Annotated in this window: 14 protein-coding genes and 1 riboswitch; of the genes, 12 read left to right on the top strand and 2 right to left on the bottom strand. The window is 40.4% G+C overall.

Annotated elements, in window-relative coordinates; genetic code table 11:
* Positions 1 to 26: 26 nt before the first annotated feature.
* From dcuS to COE25_RS20630, 12 genes are all read left to right on the top strand, one after another.
* On the top strand, positions 27 to 1625 hold the full coding sequence (dcuS, locus tag COE25_RS20685; RefSeq protein WP_098934046.1) for a DcuS/MalK family sensor histidine kinase: 1599 nt from the start codon (positions 27 to 29) through the stop codon (positions 1623 to 1625).
* 78 nt (positions 1626 to 1703) lie between these two features.
* Positions 1704 to 1813: riboswitch (TPP riboswitch) on the top strand.
* A gap of 81 nt (positions 1814 to 1894) precedes the next feature.
* Positions 1895 to 2707 carry a hydroxyethylthiazole kinase gene (gene thiM / locus COE25_RS20680; RefSeq protein WP_098933948.1) on the top strand — a complete coding sequence of 271 codons (813 nt, stop codon included), beginning with the start codon at positions 1895 to 1897 and terminating at the stop codon, positions 2705 to 2707.
* Positions 2708 to 2722: 15 nt separating this feature from the next.
* On the top strand, positions 2723 to 3541 hold the full coding sequence (gene thiD, locus COE25_RS20675; RefSeq protein ID WP_098933947.1) for a bifunctional hydroxymethylpyrimidine kinase/phosphomethylpyrimidine kinase: 819 nt from the start codon (positions 2723 to 2725) through the stop codon (positions 3539 to 3541).
* A complete protein-coding gene (thiE, locus tag COE25_RS20670; protein ID WP_098933946.1) occupies positions 3538 to 4209 on the top strand; it encodes a thiamine phosphate synthase in 672 nt (223 codons plus the stop codon). The genes thiD and thiE overlap by 4 nt, the downstream gene beginning before the upstream one ends.
* Positions 4193 to 4705, top strand: coding sequence for an energy coupling factor transporter S component ThiW (thiW, locus tag COE25_RS20665; protein ID WP_098933945.1), 513 nt, complete (start codon positions 4193 to 4195; stop codon positions 4703 to 4705). Before thiE ends, thiW begins: the two co-directional genes overlap by 17 nt.
* Before the next feature lie 16 nt (positions 4706 to 4721).
* Complete coding sequence (locus COE25_RS20660; RefSeq protein WP_098933944.1) at positions 4722 to 6047, top strand: acetylornithine deacetylase; 1326 nt, start codon at positions 4722 to 4724, stop codon at positions 6045 to 6047.
* Positions 6010 to 6681 (top strand): thiaminase II, encoded by a 672-nt coding sequence (tenA, locus tag COE25_RS20655; RefSeq protein ID WP_088090396.1) that lies wholly within the window; start codon positions 6010 to 6012, stop codon positions 6679 to 6681. The genes COE25_RS20660 and tenA overlap by 38 nt, the downstream gene beginning before the upstream one ends.
* A gap of 7 nt (positions 6682 to 6688) precedes the next feature.
* A complete protein-coding gene (locus tag COE25_RS20650; RefSeq protein ID WP_088087006.1) occupies positions 6689 to 7432 on the top strand; it encodes an ABC transporter ATP-binding protein in 744 nt (247 codons plus the stop codon).
* Positions 7422 to 8192 carry an ABC transporter permease gene (locus COE25_RS20645; RefSeq protein WP_088087007.1) on the top strand — a complete coding sequence of 257 codons (771 nt, stop codon included), beginning with the start codon at positions 7422 to 7424 and terminating at the stop codon, positions 8190 to 8192. The genes COE25_RS20650 and COE25_RS20645 overlap by 11 nt, the downstream gene beginning before the upstream one ends.
* A gap of 17 nt (positions 8193 to 8209) precedes the next feature.
* Positions 8210 to 9214, top strand: coding sequence for an ABC transporter substrate-binding protein (locus tag COE25_RS20640; protein ID WP_098933943.1), 1005 nt, complete (start codon positions 8210 to 8212; stop codon positions 9212 to 9214).
* A 172-nt stretch (positions 9215 to 9386) separates the two neighbouring features.
* On the top strand, positions 9387 to 9809 hold the full coding sequence (locus COE25_RS20635; protein ID WP_098933942.1) for a hypothetical protein: 423 nt from the start codon (positions 9387 to 9389) through the stop codon (positions 9807 to 9809).
* A gap of 13 nt (positions 9810 to 9822) precedes the next feature.
* Complete coding sequence (locus COE25_RS20630) at positions 9823 to 14721, top strand: DUF4132 domain-containing protein (protein ID WP_098933941.1); 4899 nt, start codon at positions 9823 to 9825, stop codon at positions 14719 to 14721.
* A gap of 56 nt (positions 14722 to 14777) precedes the next feature.
* Here the strand turns inward: COE25_RS20630 and COE25_RS20625 are convergent, their stop codons facing one another.
* Together COE25_RS20625 and COE25_RS20620 are read right to left on the bottom strand one after the other, a co-directional pair.
* The gene (locus tag COE25_RS20625) at positions 14778 to 15506 is read right to left on the bottom strand and encodes a protein-glutamine gamma-glutamyltransferase (RefSeq protein ID WP_088087010.1); all 729 of its coding nucleotides are present in this window, start codon (positions 15504 to 15506) and stop codon (positions 14778 to 14780) included.
* Between the two features lie 54 nt (positions 15507 to 15560).
* A complete protein-coding gene (locus COE25_RS20620) occupies positions 15561 to 16790 on the bottom strand; it encodes an MFS transporter (protein WP_098933940.1) in 1230 nt (409 codons plus the stop codon).
* Between the last annotated feature and the right edge of the window lie 167 nt (positions 16791 to 16957).

Genomic DNA, 16957 nt, shown 5'->3' with positions numbered 1-16957 from the left:
AAGGGGGAATCAAGTTGGGGTGGAAAATAAGGTTGTCCAAACCAAAACTTCGTTTACAATCGACGATAACCCTACTGGTTTGTATCGTGGTCGTGATGGCATTGTTAGTAACCGAGATTTTAATCACCAACAGAATTTCACAGGAAACAGAGAAAAGCCAAGCCGAGAAAGCAACAGATATTGCGAGGATTGTTGCAAGGTCTCCGATTGTCATGAATGGGCTTAAAAATAAAACAGCAGAGAAGGATATCCAAACATTTGCGAATGATATTAAACAATCAACGCATGTTGAATTTATCGTCGTAATGGACATGTATGGAAAAAGAAAATCACATCCTAACCGCAACCTATTAGGTTTGCATTTTGTCGGTGGAGATGAAGGACCTGTTTTAAAAGGGAAAGAGCATATTTCCATTGCCAAAGGGACATTGGGATTGTCTTTACGTTCGTTTGTTCCTGTTTATGATCAAGAAAATAATCAAATAGGGGCAGTCGCGGTTGGGATTTCTTTAGAAAAAGTTAATCAGGCGATCGAACAAAGTAGGAAAATTATTTTGATCGGAGTGGGAGTAGGAATTCTAGTTGGGATTCTAGGTGCCCTTTTTCTAGCTAGAAAAATCAAAGCGATTCTTTTTGGACTTGAGCCGAGTGAGATGGCAAAATTGCTTGAGGAACGTAGTGCGATGCTTCAATCCACAAAGGAAGGAATTTTGGCAGTTGACCAGGATGCGTTTACCACTCTCGTAAATAATGAGGGGATCCGACTTCTTCAAAAAGCTGGCATTCATGGGTCCTTTTTAGGAAGAAAAGTGGATGACTACATGCCAAATTCTATGCTATCTTCTGTTCTAGAAACGGGGGAATCTCAATTAGACCAAGAACAAGAAATCAATCATATTACCATTTTAACCAATCGGGTTCCGGTTGTTGTCAAAGGAAAGATTGTCGGTGCGATTGCTACGTTCCGAGAAAAAACCGAAATCAAGCAATTAGCTGAACAATTAACCGGTGTAAAGCTATACGCGGAAGCACTGAGAACCCAGTCACATGAATTCATGAATAAACTGCATGTAATATCAGGTTTAATTCATATGAAAGACTATCAAATGGTCTCGTCATACATTACCAAAATTGTCGATCACCAACAAACTGAGGTAGAATTTGTTATTAGTCGTTTTAAAGATCCTGTTTTAGCAGGTTTTATTGTAGGAAAACTTAGCTTTGCTAGGGAAAATGGCTGTGAATTAATCATTGATGGGGAAGGAAGTCTACCTGAACCACAACAGCAGGAAATAACGCATGAAGTGGTAACGATCCTTGGGAATTTAATAGATAATGCACTAGATGCTGTTTCGGACCGTCCACAAAAAAAAGTTACATTAAGGTTTGACTATTACGATGATGTCCTTGCCTTAGAGGTTCATGATACAGGAAAAGGAATCGATGAGGCTGTAAAAAATCGCTTATTTATAAAAGGGTATTCCACCAAAGGTGAAAATCGAGGAATCGGTTTATCATTGGTGCAGAGAAGCTTGGAAAAATTAAATGGACAGATAGAAATTCATTCCCAAAAAGATAAAGGGACAACATTTATTGTTACTTTCCTTTATAAAGGCAAACAATAATAATGTTATGTTAACTGGTACTTTTTCCTTTACATTCTAGTACTATAGGAATATTATGTAGTTAATTAAATAAAGTATTAGATCTACTAGGGGTGCCCTGTAAACAGGCTGAGAGAAAATGGAGAAATTTTCAACCCTTCGGACCTGATCTGGGTAATACCAGCGTAGGAAAGTAGCCAAGTGAATGTTAATTATTTCTTTGACTAACTAACCAGGTCCATTATTGGATCTGGTTTTTTTATTTTAAAAAAAGAAACGGGGAAATTGAGATGGAAAAAAATAGTTTGTATGAAACGTTGGAAGAAGTTAGAAAGGTTAACCCGCTGGTACATAATATTACCAATGTGGTTGTTACAAATTTTACGGCAAATGGGCTTCTTGCCCTTGGTGCCTCACCGGTCATGGCATATGCAGCCGAGGAAGTAGCAGATATGGCCAAGATTGCAAGTTCATTAGTATTGAACATTGGAACATTAAACCCACAGACAGTAGATTCGATGATCATTGCCGGAAAAGCGGCTAATGAATCCGGTGTTCCCGTCATTTTTGACCCGGTTGGTGCAGGGGCTACCCGCTATCGAACCGAAACCGCGCAAAGAATTATGAACGAGGTAAATGTCTCTGTGATTAGAGGAAACGCAGCCGAAATTGCCAATGTGGTTGGTGAAAAGTGGGAAATTAAGGGCGTCGATGCTGGGGATGCAAAAGGAAATATCATTGAACTAGCTATTACTTCAGCACAAAAATTGAATGGTCTTGTCGTCATCACTGGAAAAGAGGATATTGTTTCGGATGGGAAAACAACCTATGTCGTGTCAAATGGACATCCAATTTTAACGAAGGTGACAGGCACTGGATGTTTATTAACCTCAGTGATTGGAGCGTTTGCAGGAGTGGAGAAGGACCTGCTTCAAGCTTCAGTGGCTGCTTTAACGTATTATGGAATCGCGGCAGAAAAGGCAGCGGCAAAAACAGTTGAAATGGGACCTGGTAGTTTCCAAATCGAATTTTTAAACCAATTAGCTTTAGTTTCTTCCGAAGATATCATTTCACATGCTTCTTTTAAAAAGTTTAATCGATAAATGGAGGTAATTTGAATGAAAAAAGCATTAACAATCGCTGGTTCTGATAGCGGCGGTGGAGCAGGAATTCAAGCGGATTTAAAGACATTTCAGGAATTAGAGGTTTTCGGAATGTCAGCATTGACCGCTGTAACGGCCCAAAATACATTAGGAGTTCATGCTGTCTATCCAATGACAGCTGAGGCAGTCGTAAAACAGATCGAAGCGATCGGCGAGGATATCGGTGCGGATGCGGTGAAAACAGGAATGCTTTTTAATGCTGAAATCATTGAGGCCGTCGCTGCACAGCTCAGGAATTATCAATGGCAAAATATTGTTGTCGATCCAGTCATGATTGCTAAAGGTGGCGCTTCCTTGTTGCAAATGGAAGCCATTTCTGCCATGAAAAAATACTTATTGCCGCTAGCAACGGTAATCACCCCGAATATTCCAGAAGCGGAAGTACTAACGGGCATGTCGATTATGACGGTGGAAGATAAACTGGAGTCTGCTAAAAGACTACATGCGTTAGGCGTAAAAAATGTCGTAATTAAGGGTGGCCATGATGAAAATGAGTCTGAATCCACTGATTTATTATTTGATGGAAAGAAATTTTACTACTTTACCAGCAAGAGAATTCAGACAAAGAACACACATGGAACAGGCTGTACTTTTTCCGCAGTAATTACTGCTGAACTAGCAAAAGGGGAAACTCTTTATGAAGCAGTATGTATAGCAAAGGATTTTATTCAGGCGGCAATTGAGAACCATTTGGAGATCGGGCAAGGATATGGTCCAACTAACCATTGGGCATATCGAAAAAGGAAAAGCGCTAAGGAGCTGGCTGAATTATGAAAAACCTACAAGCGGCTTTAAGTGTTTATTTTATCATGGGCAGTACCAACTGTTTAAAGGATCCAGCCGAAGTATTAAAAGAGGCAATTGCCGGTGGGATTACACTTTTTCAATTTCGTGAAAAGGGTGACGGCGCATTAACTGGAGCTGACAAATATGCACTTGCGAAAGAACTTCAAGCAATTTGCAGAGCACATCATATCCCTTTCATTGTTAATGACGATATCGAGTTGGCTGTGGCAATTGATGCGGACGGTGTACATATCGGACAAGAGGATGAAACGGTATTCACAGTTCGAGAGAAGATTGGCGATAGGAGAATCCTTGGGGTTTCCGTCCATTCAACGGAAGAAGCAATGATTGCAATAAGCGGTGGTGCTGACTATTTTGGCATTGGCCCTGTTTTTCCGACAAAAACAAAGGCGGATGCCAAGCCATCACGGGGAACAATACTGATCGAAAAATTACGAAAAGATGGCATTGATATTCCGATTGTTGGGATCGGCGGGATCACGGTAGAAAACGCTCAATCGGTAGTGGAAGCTGGGGCAAATGGGGTTTCCGTTATTACGGCAATAAGCCATGCAGAATCACCAATCGAAGCAGCCAGAGCGTTAAGAAATAGTGTCGGTATTCATGAGAGGTATTCAAATGAACAAAACACATAAACTGACGTTAACTGCGATGATGATAGCCATTGGTACCATTTCAAGCAACCTGTTCTATATACCGATTGGATTTACAAAGGTCTTCCCGGTTCAGCACTTTTTGAACGTTTTATCAGCCGTTCTTTTAGGACCTTATTATGCTGTAGCTCAGGCCTTTTGCGTTTCCCTGCTAAGAAATCTGATGGGAACTGGTTCGATTTTTGCCTTTCCCGGAAGTATGGTTGGAGCCTTACTGGCCTCGCTATTATTTTGGAAGACTAGGAAGATCTATCTTGCTTTTATCGGTGAAGTAATTGGAACGGGTATCATTGGGGCACTGCTTTCTTACCCAATCGCTACTCTTTTTCTCGGTCAAAAGGCCACATTATTTGGGTTTATTCCATTATTTATATTTAGCTCGTTTGCTGGAGCGCTGATTGGATTTATTATTTTAACCGTATTTTTAAGAAAGAAAGTTTTGATTGTTAGTGAAAATGATACCACTATCAGAAACTAATCATGGGAGTAAACAAATGAAAGAGGATTTGCTTGAAAAAATCTCACAAGAAGTTGAAGCGAGAGAAGCGGAATTAATCGAATTGTTGACCAACCTTATCGCTTTTCCATCCGTTAGTCCTCCTGCACGGAATACAAATGATGTCCAGGAATTTATAAAAGGGTATTTAGAAAACATGGGATTTTCCACAGATAAATGGGATGTCTATCCCGGAGATCCGAATGTGGTTGGCCACTTACCTGGAGAATCTTCTGATCAATATAATAGTTTGATTGTAAATGGTCATGTGGATGTCGCGGAAGTTGGGGATAATACAGAATGGGATTATTCTCCGTTTTCTGCCTATCGCAAAGATTCCTACATATATGGACGTGGTGTGGCCGATATGAAAGGTGGAATTGCAGCATCACTAATCGCAATTAAACTTTTAAAAGATCTGGGTATCCCGCTCAAAGGTGATCTCCAATTTCAATCTGTTATCGGTGAGGAAGTTGGAGAGGCTGGGACGCTGGCGTGCACTGAGAGGGGTTACACCGCTGATTATGCAGTAGTGGTCGATACCAGTGATTTACATATTCAAGGACAAGGCGGCGTCATAACTGGATGGATTACCATTCAAAGCAAAGAAACTTTTCATGATGGAATCCGTAGGAAGATGATTCATGCAGGTGGCGGTGTTAAAGGGGCCAGTGCGATCGAGAAAATGATGAAGATTATTTCGGGACTACAAGACTTAGAACGCCACTGGGCCGTTACGAAAAGTTATCAGGGCTTTCCTCCCGGCACAAATACGATTAATCCTGCCGTTATTGAAGGTGGCAGGCATGCTGCATTTGTGGCTGATCGCTGTGCTCTATGGGTTACCGTTCATTTTTACCCGAATGAAGACTATGAAGAGGTAATTAAAGAAATAGAACAACATATTGGTGCAGTTGCAGCGGCAGATCCGTGGCTTCGCGAGAATCCGCCACAGTTTGTTTGGGGCGGAAAATCTATGATTGTCGATCGTGGTGAAATTTTTCCTTCGTTAGAAATTGATTCTGATCATCCTGGAACGAAGGTTTTAGCTAATTCCTATGAAAAATTGTTAACAGACAAGCCGACGGTGGGCATGTCAACCACCGTTACAGATGCAGGCTGGCTGGGTCGGGCTGGAATTCCAACGGTCATCTTTGGACCTGGTAAATTGGAAGATGCCCATGCAGTCAATGAAAAAGTTGAAATTCGCCAATTATTAGATTTTACAAAAGTATTAGCTGTATTTATCGCGGAATGGTGTAACACGAGGAAGGAAGAGTATGGAAATGAAACTCACCGAAAGACTTTATCAATCAGTAAATGATGTATGGCAGAAAACCCATCAGCATCCATTTGTAGTCGGAATAGGTACAGGGGATCTGCCTGTTGAATCCTTTATCCGCTATATGAAACAGGACTATGTGTTTTTAATTGACTACTCTAAGCTGTTTGCTTTAGGGGCTGTTAAGGCAAAGGATATTGAAACCATGGCCGCATTTGCGAAGCTTTTGCATGAGACATTGCACGGGGAAATGGATCTGCACCGACAGTATGCTGAGAGGTTTGGAATTACCCATCAACAGCTGGAGGAAACAAAACCAACGCCGGTTAACTTAGCTTATACTCGTTATATGCTAAATGTCGCTCAAACAGGTTCGCTCGAGGAATTAATTGCTGCTCTCTTGCCGTGTATGTGGAGTTACTGGGAGATTAGCAAGATGCTAGCAGATACCTATCCAAATGCTAGTGACCACCATCTTTATGGAGAATGGGTGAAAATGTACTCTTCTGATGAATTTGGTTCTTTAACAACTTGGTTGATCGATTTGTTAGATAGATTGACAGAGGGTAAACCGGAGCGGGAATTAGCCAACTTAGAAGAACACTTCCTGACTACATCAAAATTTGAATATATGTTCTGGGATATGGTCTATCAGGGAGGCGAGTGGCCTGTCTAACTCAACCATGTTATCTATAAAAAACTTATCCTACTCTTTTCAAAGTGAAGGAAACTCCAATCCTATTTTCAATCAAATTTCACTAGACGTTAAGCCAGGAGAGTTTGTCTCAGTGATAGGCGCAAGTGGATCTGGAAAGAGCACTCTTTTTAAATTGATTTCTGGTTTACTTGAACCTGATCAAGGAGATATTATGGTCAATGGTCAAAAGACTGGTAAGAGATTAGGGAGTATCGGTTACATGCCGCAAAAGGATCTGCTTTTACCATGGAGAACCGTTTTAGAAAACGTGTTACTACCTTTAGAAGTGACAAAGGAACCAAAGCAAGCGAGAATTCCTGAAATACGAGAGTGGTTATCGCGGTTTGGTTTGGCAGAATATGAAAAAGCTTATCCGAATGAACTTTCGGGAGGAATGAAGCAGCGCGTGGCCTTTTTAAGAACCCTTATGACAGGGAAAGATCTTTTATTATTGGATGAGCCCTTTGGCGCACTCGATTCCCTGACAAAACGGAACATGCATAGCTGGTTATTAGGACTGTGGGGGGAATTACAAAAGACGGTATTGTTTATTACCCATGATCTTGAAGAAGCAGTTTTGTTGAGCGATAGAATCTATTTGCTCCAAGACACCGGAATCAAAGAAATGAAGGTCAACCTGGCGAGACCAAGAAGTTCACAGCTAATCTATCAATCAGAGTTTATTACGATGAGAAAAGAACTGGAGTGGCTGATTCAAAATGAAAGCTAGTTTGAAAAAATGGACGGAACAGTACGGTTTGTTTTTGATCGTGGTGATCCTCCTTCTCAGCATATGGGAATGGGTCGTCAGGCAAGGCATGATTCCTTCTTTTATTTTGCCAGCTCCTTCGGCTATTTGGGGGTCATTACAAGAAAACCGACAGCTTTTATTTGAAGTGCATTTGCCGGCTACTGTAAAGGAAGTTCTGATCGGTTTTGTGCTCTCCGTAATCGGTGGATTATCGCTGGGAGTTGCTATGCACTTTTCTCGTTCCATTGAAAAGGTACTATATCCATTTCTTGTTATCTCACAAACGGTGCCGCTAATTGCAATTTCACCGATTTTTATTATGTGGTTTGGCTATTCGATTTGGAGCAAAATTGCCGTGACCATTTTAACCGCCTTCTTTCCCATCGTCGTAAGTACATATGATGGGTTGAAATCTGGTGGAAGTGAATACCGTGAATTACTGTTAACGATGGGCGCCAATCGCTGGACAATTTTTAAAAAAATCCAGGTTCCAATGGCGTTGCCAGCCATTTTTTCAGGATTGAAGTTGTCAGTTGTTTATTGTGTTGTCGGAGCGACGGTTGGTGAATGGCTGGGGGCAAGTGAAGGTTTAGGGTACTTCAGTCGACGAATGTCTGGTAACTTACAGGCAGACTCCGTGTTTGCGGCAATATTTTTATTATCGCTTTTAGGGATTGTGTTGTTTTTATTGATTGGATTATTGGAAAAACAGCTATTGAAAAATAAGATTCGCAACTAGAAAAGGAGTAAACTCAAATGAAGAAAAGTTTTTTGATCATGGTAAGTCTATTGTTACTACTACTAAGTGCTTGTAGTAAAAGCAATGAAAAGGAATCAGATAAAGCCACGGGGGCTGTCGATAAACTACAAAAAGTTAGCTTAATGCTAGATTGGTATCCAAATGCGGTGCACTCATTTCTTTTTGTCGCTGAAGAAAAGGGCTATTTTAAAGAACAAGGCTTAGATGTTGATATCCAAATGCCAGCAGATACCAATGACCCGCTTAAACTAGTTGCGGCCAACCAAATTGACATGGCACTTAGCTATCAACCACAGGTACTTGTGGCACGCAGTGAGGATATACCTGTTCAATCCATTGGAGCAATTGTCCGTCATCCATTAAATCAATTAATGGTGCCTGCAGATGGTTCGATAAAATCACCCAAAGATTTAGCTGGGAAAACGATTGGCTACCCATCGATTCCATTAGATGAAGCGATCGTTCAAACGATGGTGAAAGCTGACGGAGGAGACGCCGGAAAGATCAAAATGGTCGATGTGGGCTGGGATCTCATTCCTGCGATGGCAACGAAAAAAACTGATGCTTTAATCGGCGGCTATATTAACCATGAGAAGTTATTGTTGGAAAAAGAAGGTCACCCGATGAGAGCATTAAATCCTGCGGACTATGGGGTTCCAGATTATTATGAATTAGTTATGGTCGCTAGCGAAAAGGGATTAAAAGAAAAACCAGAAGTGTATAAAAAGTTTATGGCTGCGATTACGGAAGGCCAAAAATACGTTCAGGAACATCCAGAAGATGGTCTTTCGATTGTAATGAACCATGAAGATAAAACATCACCACTTGAGAAGGATGTCGAAACAAAAAGCCTAGAAATCCTTCTCCCGCTAATGGAAGCAAAAGATAAACCATTCGGCTACCAAGACCCAGAAACATGGAAAACCACAGCCCAATGGCTAAAAGACAAAAAAGTCATAAAAGACACCCTAAAAGCCGAGGATGCATTTATCAACTTTTAACGTAAATTGGTGTCAGTGCCAGTAATTTGGTGTCAGGCACCACAAAAAGACAAAACGATTAAAATGTCCGCCCTGGGTGGACATTTTTTATTGTTCTTTTTATTGGATTGTTGCTGTATACCTCATTGAAGTTTGCTAATATATAGGTAAAATCTATTATTGAGGTAGCTTCATGAAAATCTATGTGACAATGAAAAGTCTGGCTATGAGGAAGGCGTATCTTACCAAAAAGGAGATTCATTTAGAGGGTTTTCCGACGACACTTAGAGTGCTGTTGACAGAATTAGTGTCAATCCAAATCCAGGAGTTCAATGCAACAACCCAAACAGAAACCAACATGGTAAGTTTCCTAACAAACAAGGAAATCGAACAGCAAGTCTATGCCGGTAAAGTTGGGTTTGGGAATAAATATAGTGACCAAAAAGCCAATCTGCAAACGGCAGCCAGGGTGGCTATCCAAGCCTTTGAAGATGGTTTATACCGAGTATTTATTAATGAAAAAGAGTCGATCGATTTAGATGAGCGATTGGGTTTACAAGAGGATGATCAACTTACTTTTATAAAGCTGACGATGTTAGCAGGACGTATGTGGTAATGGGGGGAACGGTATGAGAGCAAAAAATAAGGATCTATATTATGAGAGTTTAGAAGCGAAGGCAAACAAAGAATTTACTGGTGCAGAGCAGAATTTGGCGCTGCTTCTCATAAAATTAATGGACGCGACCTACATCGTACGCGACACAAATCTTCAAGAAATTAGAAATATCCTATTCACACAAAAAAGTCCCCGTGATCCCCTCATTTTCCAACCGCTTGTGGAAATTGTGCACACCTTAATCGGAGCAGAATACGGGGCTCTTTTTCAATATATCATCGACCATAAGTGTGAATATCCATACAGTGAAGGATATTCGCGACGACCGTTTCGGACGAGAAACCTCGAGTATCACTACCATGGAATGATCGAGAGCTTCCTTTATATATTTGACTTGGATTTTGAAGAGTTTTCGATTATTGATTATCTATCCTGCCGTGAGGGTTCGCCGATATACAATCCACTGATCAGTGATGTGATTGCCTATGAAATCGACCAAAAAAATGAGCGGGTAATCCAAGCCTTATCTGAAGTTATTTTCGGAGAAAATAACACAGCACTGCTTACATATGAAATGATCAAGGGCGTTTTTAAAAGCCATAGCCAGGAAGGATATACAATGCTCGGTGATTTGTTACTTGCCGCCAGACTGCAAGAGGGCCTGCGCCAAAGCATTGTCGAAAATATAGATGAGGGTACATTAGAAGCTACTATTTACATGCTTAAAGTCATCCTCGACCACGAACTTATTCGTTACAGTTCCGTCGTGAGGGCACTTGATGTATGGACAGGTTTGGATCTGCAAGCCTCAGACAATAGAGTGACTAAACGATCGATTCAATACGCGGCAGATTCTCTATCCAATCGAGAGCTGCGTGAAGAGGGAGTTAGAAGCGAGAATCTGAATACGCTTTTCATCAGTCTTTGGGCCACAGCTGTGAATGAAGAAGACGATATAAAAGAACCGATCCAATTCCTGATGGAAAACGGCGAAACCTATCAAAAGGTGATGGCCCAATTCTTTTTAACACAAAGCCAAAATGCGAGTATGAGATTTGAGTTAGCGCACCCGTTTTTATTTGAAAAGAATGGAGAGCTGCAATATTATCTTCTCAAAAACTATGTGTATGACTATGATATCCATTGGTCATACGAATCTGAAAAAAGTGAAAACACACTGACCATCAACCAGGTACCATTGTTAGAAAACAAGAAGGAACGATCTCGACAGTTTGAGTTGTTTAAAAACATGTTCTTACAAATGCCCAAAAGAGAGGTTTCAATCGAATCAAAAGCCATCCAAGGACTAACCCTATTTTTCTCAAGGAACGAAATTGCGAGAAAAATGATGTTCTTAACTGCCTACGACTTGGATAAGGATTGGCTAAGACAATTAATTGAATCGAAGGACAAGCTAAGTGCTGAATTAAGAGAAGATCTGCTTTCATTTTTTATCAAGGATGACTCGGATAAAACACAACGCGATTTCCTTTTTGCAAGTCTTGCTGATAAAAGTGTGAACAATCGAGAAATCGCCCTTGCGCATATTAAATCAATGGAGTTGATGCCTGAGGAGATTGAAAAGATTGAAGCGATATTAAAATTAAAAACTGGAGCCCTCCGACAAGGAGCTATTCAGATTTTATTAGGACTCCCGAAGGATCACCTAGAACCCGCGCTTGACCGTTTATTATCAAGTAAAGCAGAGTTGCAACGATTGGGTGCGCTTGAAATCTTATCAGAAATCAACGACCAGGCTGAACGTGAAAGACTAGTTAAAGCGTTTAAAAATACAATCCTCCAAATGAAAGCTGGCTCAAAAGAACAAATATTACTTGATAAATTGTTTCAAACCAAGGAATACAACCTGGATAATGGATTTGGATTATATGACCCGAATCATCGGGTAAACCTTGAACTTGAGCACCCTAAACAAGAGTTAAAAAACCTTTTGCAGCCATCACCTGATTCTAGCAAGCAATTTCTTCAAGGTTTAGCCGCATTGGTTCATGAACATCGTCAGGTGGAATATGAGGTCGAGTGGTACGATGGCTCAAAGGATACACTCCATATTGGCGAGGAATTAAGGTGCACTTACTCTTATCAAGAGGATGAAAAACAGCAAATCGACCAACTTCCATTAGCTGAAGTTTGGAAGGAGTATATTAATACCCATAAGCTAACAGCACCAGAGCTCATTCAGACTGCCTTCTATCTTCACGCTGACAGGATCTTAAGCTATTACAGTAATAGGCTGGATGTTTGGGAGGTTATGGATTATCCACAGGTAGAGGGCTGGAGGAAAACATTTTTAGAAGAAATTTATCCAATCGAAAACATCGAAGAAGTGAATCGCTTTCTAGATGATTTGAATTATCGTTCCCAAGTAGAAACGCTTTTCGATGCTTATTTTACCAGTCAAGATTCAAAAGAGCTTTTCGACAACATCAGTGCTGTTTTAAATTTTCTGGTACATTCGATCCCTGAAGATAAACTCAAAACCGAATATAAGCTGCTTGATTTTCTTATCGATCCATGGCTGGAATGGGCTGAACACTTTGCCGATATTACTAGTGAATCCTTTGATGTGTATTTCAAGCTTCATTATCAGTTATATACGATGGCCAATTTTGAAAGTTTTCTTCCGTCGATGGAAGATTTAGCAAAGGCTTATGCACGTAAAATAATCGATGAACAGGTCATTTTTCAAGAACTTTTGGGTCGAGATGAAACGAGTAGAGATTATGTATCAGAATTAACTAATCCCAAAGATCATTTATTAAAAAATTATCCTGATATGATTCCTATTAAAGATCGGGTGGTTCAAAGAATATTAGAAATTGAACTAAAAAGAGGGGATCTCCCTACAGAGGTAACTACCGTGGCTATGGGAATTGAACGCCATGAAGGCATAGGTTCCTTTGTTCAAATCCTATTAGGCCTTGATAAAGAATCGTTCGTACGCGGCTATATTTATGGTTATGGCAGCGATCTCACTAAAAAAGAAGTGTTCTCCCACTTATTAAAAACAAGTTATCCAAAAGAGGGAGACAGCGACGCACAACTAAAGCATCTTTTAAAGGGAAAGGCATTAGCTGATAAAAGATTATTAGAGGCAGCGATGTATGCCCCGCAATGGCTAGACATTGTTTCAAAGCACTTAAATTGGAATGGTTTGAGGAGTGCCGCCTGGTATTTCCATGCCCATATCAATGAGACATTTTCCGAGGAAAAAGAAACCATTGTTGCGCATTTTTCTCCCATCTCACCACAGGAATTTCAAGATGGTGCTTTTGACATCAGGTGGTTTAAAGAGTCTTACGAACAGTTGGGTGAGGAACGGTTTCAAATTCTCTATCAACGTGCCAAATACATTTCGGCAGGTGCTAATCATCGCAGATCACAGCTGTTTGCGGATGCGGTCTTGGGGAAATTAGCGCTTGAAAATACTAAAAACCTAGTTCAGGAAAAAAGAACAAAGGATCAAGTATTATGTTACAGTTTGATTCCAGTGAAAAATGAACAAGATGTTCTCGAACGGTATATATTCTTACAAAGATTTTTACAGGAAAGTAAGAAGTTTGGGGCCCAGCGCCGGTCCAGTGAATCAAAAACAGTCACGATTGCCCTTGATAACCTCACCAGAAATGCAGGTTATAAGGATGTAACTAGGTTAAAGTGGGCAATGGAATCGAAAAAAATGGAAGAGATTGCACCATTTCTTGAGCCAAAAGTGATGGATGATCTGACTGTACAGCTCGTGATTGATGCCAATGGGCGAGGAGATATCAAAGCAGTAAAAGGGGATAAAGCACTAAAAACTCTCCCAGCCAAGTACAATAAACAGGATTATATTGTTGTCTTAAAAGGGATCAAATCAGATTTAAGAGAGCAATACAAACGAGCAAAGGAAGAGTTGGAACGCTCGATGGAGCTTGGAAATAGTTTTCTTTTAAGTGAAGTTTATACTATGATGAAAAATCCGGTGTTGACGCCACTGATGACATCATTGGTATTAAAAGTGGGGAACTATTTAGGCTTTTTTGAAGACGGTTCTCTATATGGTGTTGGGACGGTTGACAAGTATTCCATTCAGGCCACTGATGAAATTTTCATCGCTCACCCGGTCCATCTCTTTGAGAGTGGGCAATGGAGTGAATTCCAACGGGATTTATTCGCTCGGAAGGTGAAACAGCCTTTCAAGCAAGTGTTTCGAGAACTATATTTACCAAATCAGGATGAACTTGCATTGGGAACGGGAACACGAAGATACGCGGGTCACAAAATCCAGCCGCAAAAAACAGTTGCCATATTAAAAAGTCGCTTGTGGACGACGAGCTATGAAACGGGACTTCAAAAAGTCTACTACAAGGAAAATATTATCGTGCAACTAAATGCTTTAGCCGATTGGTTCTCTCCATCGGATGTTGAGTGTCCAACCTTGGAAACAATCGAATTTTTCGACCGTCTTACCTATCAACCTCTAGAAATTAAAAGTATTCCGAAGGTGATCTTCTCGGAAACGATGCGAGACATTGATTTGGTTGTCAGTATCGCCCATGTGGGCGGGGTGGACCCAGAGGCGAGCCTAACGACGATTGAAATGAGAAAAGTAATAGTGACTGAATCGGTTCGATTAATGAGATTGGAAAATGTAAGGATCGAGGGCAATTTTGCGCTGATTAACGGAAGTATAGGGGATTATAGTGTTCACCTGGGAAGTGCCAATGTGTATAAACAGGCTACAGGTGCCATTTATATCGTTCCCGTCCATTCACAGCAGCGTGGTCGAATCTTCCTGCCATTCATGGACGAGGACCCAAAAACAGCCGAAATTGTTTCAAAAGTCCTTTTGCTCGCAGAAGATAAGAAAATCAAAGATCCGTTTATTTTAGCACAGATAAGAAACTAGCAACATGTGACCAAATGCAAAAGACCGCGGCTTCAATGGCAGCGGTCTTAGCTTTTTTATAAAAAAGATCGATACACGGGTCTTGTGATAAGGTTCATGAGATAAGCAGAGATCCGCGGATTGGGCTTTCTTTTTTTATTTAAGAAAGTAATGATGGTGTCTGCTTTTTTAATGCCTACTCCATGACCGTAGTATTGGTCATCCGCCATAAAAATCACATTCTCAGCACGCCAGTGTGACTCGTTCGGGTTAAAATCAGGATTGTTGAAATGCAAGATGTCACCAGGTATAAAATCATCCCCATATTTTTGCCAAATCTTCAGGTCGTTATCAAATTGCCAATCCATTAAGAGAAGCCGGTTAAAAAGTAGATCAAACCTTGTGCTTCCAATCGAATATAGGGTAGCAAGATATAAGACAATCGCGATTCCTGTTGAACAATCAAAGGCATAAAGGGCTCCATTTTTAATAACATCAAGAATGGCGACGCTGGGCCTTACATTTGGTTTCAAGAGAAAGCCGCCATTACTTAGACGATCCCAATACCTTTTATTGCAAAAGGCATAAGTAAAGGTTGTAAACTGTACCTTACTTTTATTAAGCTCTCGGGCAGCTTGCAGCGTCTTGGTTCGAAACAGCAGCTCAAATTTGAATTGACTTAAAGTTTGATATTGATAAATTTCCGGATATTTCTCCATTTTAGTAACGATGTCTTTCTGTTCTTTCGTTGTAAGGGTATGACTAAGATCATCCACGTGAATCGTTTGCTGATTTATTTTAATCATTTTCCCACCTGCTTCCCTAATCCACTCCTTCTAAAAAAATATGAAACTTTTAAACTAATAGTTCCAATTATCTGCTAGTTTTTTATTTTTCATAAATCTAACGTACATTAAGAAGAAGACGATTGCGCTGATGAATCTTAGGATGGATATGATGTTCATTGATTTTTGTATGCCGGTGACTTCGAGAAGCCAAATGCCGATTTGCGGCGCGATGAAGGCAACAAAGGATAATAGGACATTATAGGTTGTGATGCAATACGTTCTTTTTTGCTTTGGAGATTGCTCCAACAACAGGTTGAACAATAGCAGCATGGTACCTGAAAGAAAGAATCCAGAGGTCATCGAGACAAAGGTTAAATAGATTAGATTAGTGGACAAAACGGTCAAAAACGGTGCAGTTGCCATTCCAGCAGCAACCCAAACGAGCACTAAGGTATTGGATTTTTGTTCCGCCCATCTTTTCCATAATGGGAAGGTAAATATCTGCACTAATTGATTCGCTACTGAAAATATACTAATCCAAAGAATCGTTGCATGAGCATATTTCACATTATAAATATTGAATAATCCCCATGCCATTTGCCATGAGAAATTAAAACATAAGGCAGTGATCAGAAACCATTTGTATCCTTTATCCCTAAAAATTGACCAATCCATAGACGAATTCTTTTGCTCCTGCTCCTTGTTCGACTTCGGTTGTACCGTTTCCTTGTGCCTCATTAAGAAAAATACTTCTAATAATCCAAAAAGAAAGGCCATGAGAAATAAAAGCTGGTAGGCGACCGCATGGTTGGTTTGGTTTTTCATAACGATCCCAATGATCAAAGTTGTGATCATGCCTACAATGGTTAACAGTCGGTTTCTATCACTGAAAAACGCTCCTCTTCGGTCTTCGTTTATCATTCCACTAATAAGCGTTTGCCAGCCGATATTTGATATCGTTCCGGGTACATTCATTAAAGCCACTATGATCAAAAACGCCCATGCTTGATAATCCGAACGAATAAAAAGGACTCCAGCTAAAAAAACAAATAAGATTCTTGCCCATAAAACGGACATGGCAACGGTCTTCTTTTGCTGCTCTAAACGATTCAACATGATAGCAGCTGGAATTGTCATAATCAGTGCAACTAATGGCGGAAGCGAGCTGATCAAGCCGACTTGATAGTTGCTTGCGCCGAGAATGGAAATAGCGAAAATAGGAAAAAAATTACTGGCAAGGTTCACAGCTATGGTAGACACCATCCCATGATAGATACTTACTTTTTCGTTGTATGTGCGCATGTTCATCCACCATCTTCATAAAAATTCTATAGCTATTATACAACAAGAATACTTGATTTTTTCGAAATTATTTTAAAATAACTAACCTATGGATCATGTATGAAAGTGTTTTGTGATAGCCTTAGAAATATTCCGCCTGGATTGTACTGTTTCTGCCTTTTAATGAT

Origin of the sequence: Bacillus sp. AFS031507 (assembly GCF_002584635.1) — a bacterium.
Lineage (GTDB): Bacteria > Bacillota > Bacilli > Bacillales > Cytobacillaceae > Neobacillus.
This window is presented reverse-complemented; position numbering and strand designations above follow the sequence as displayed.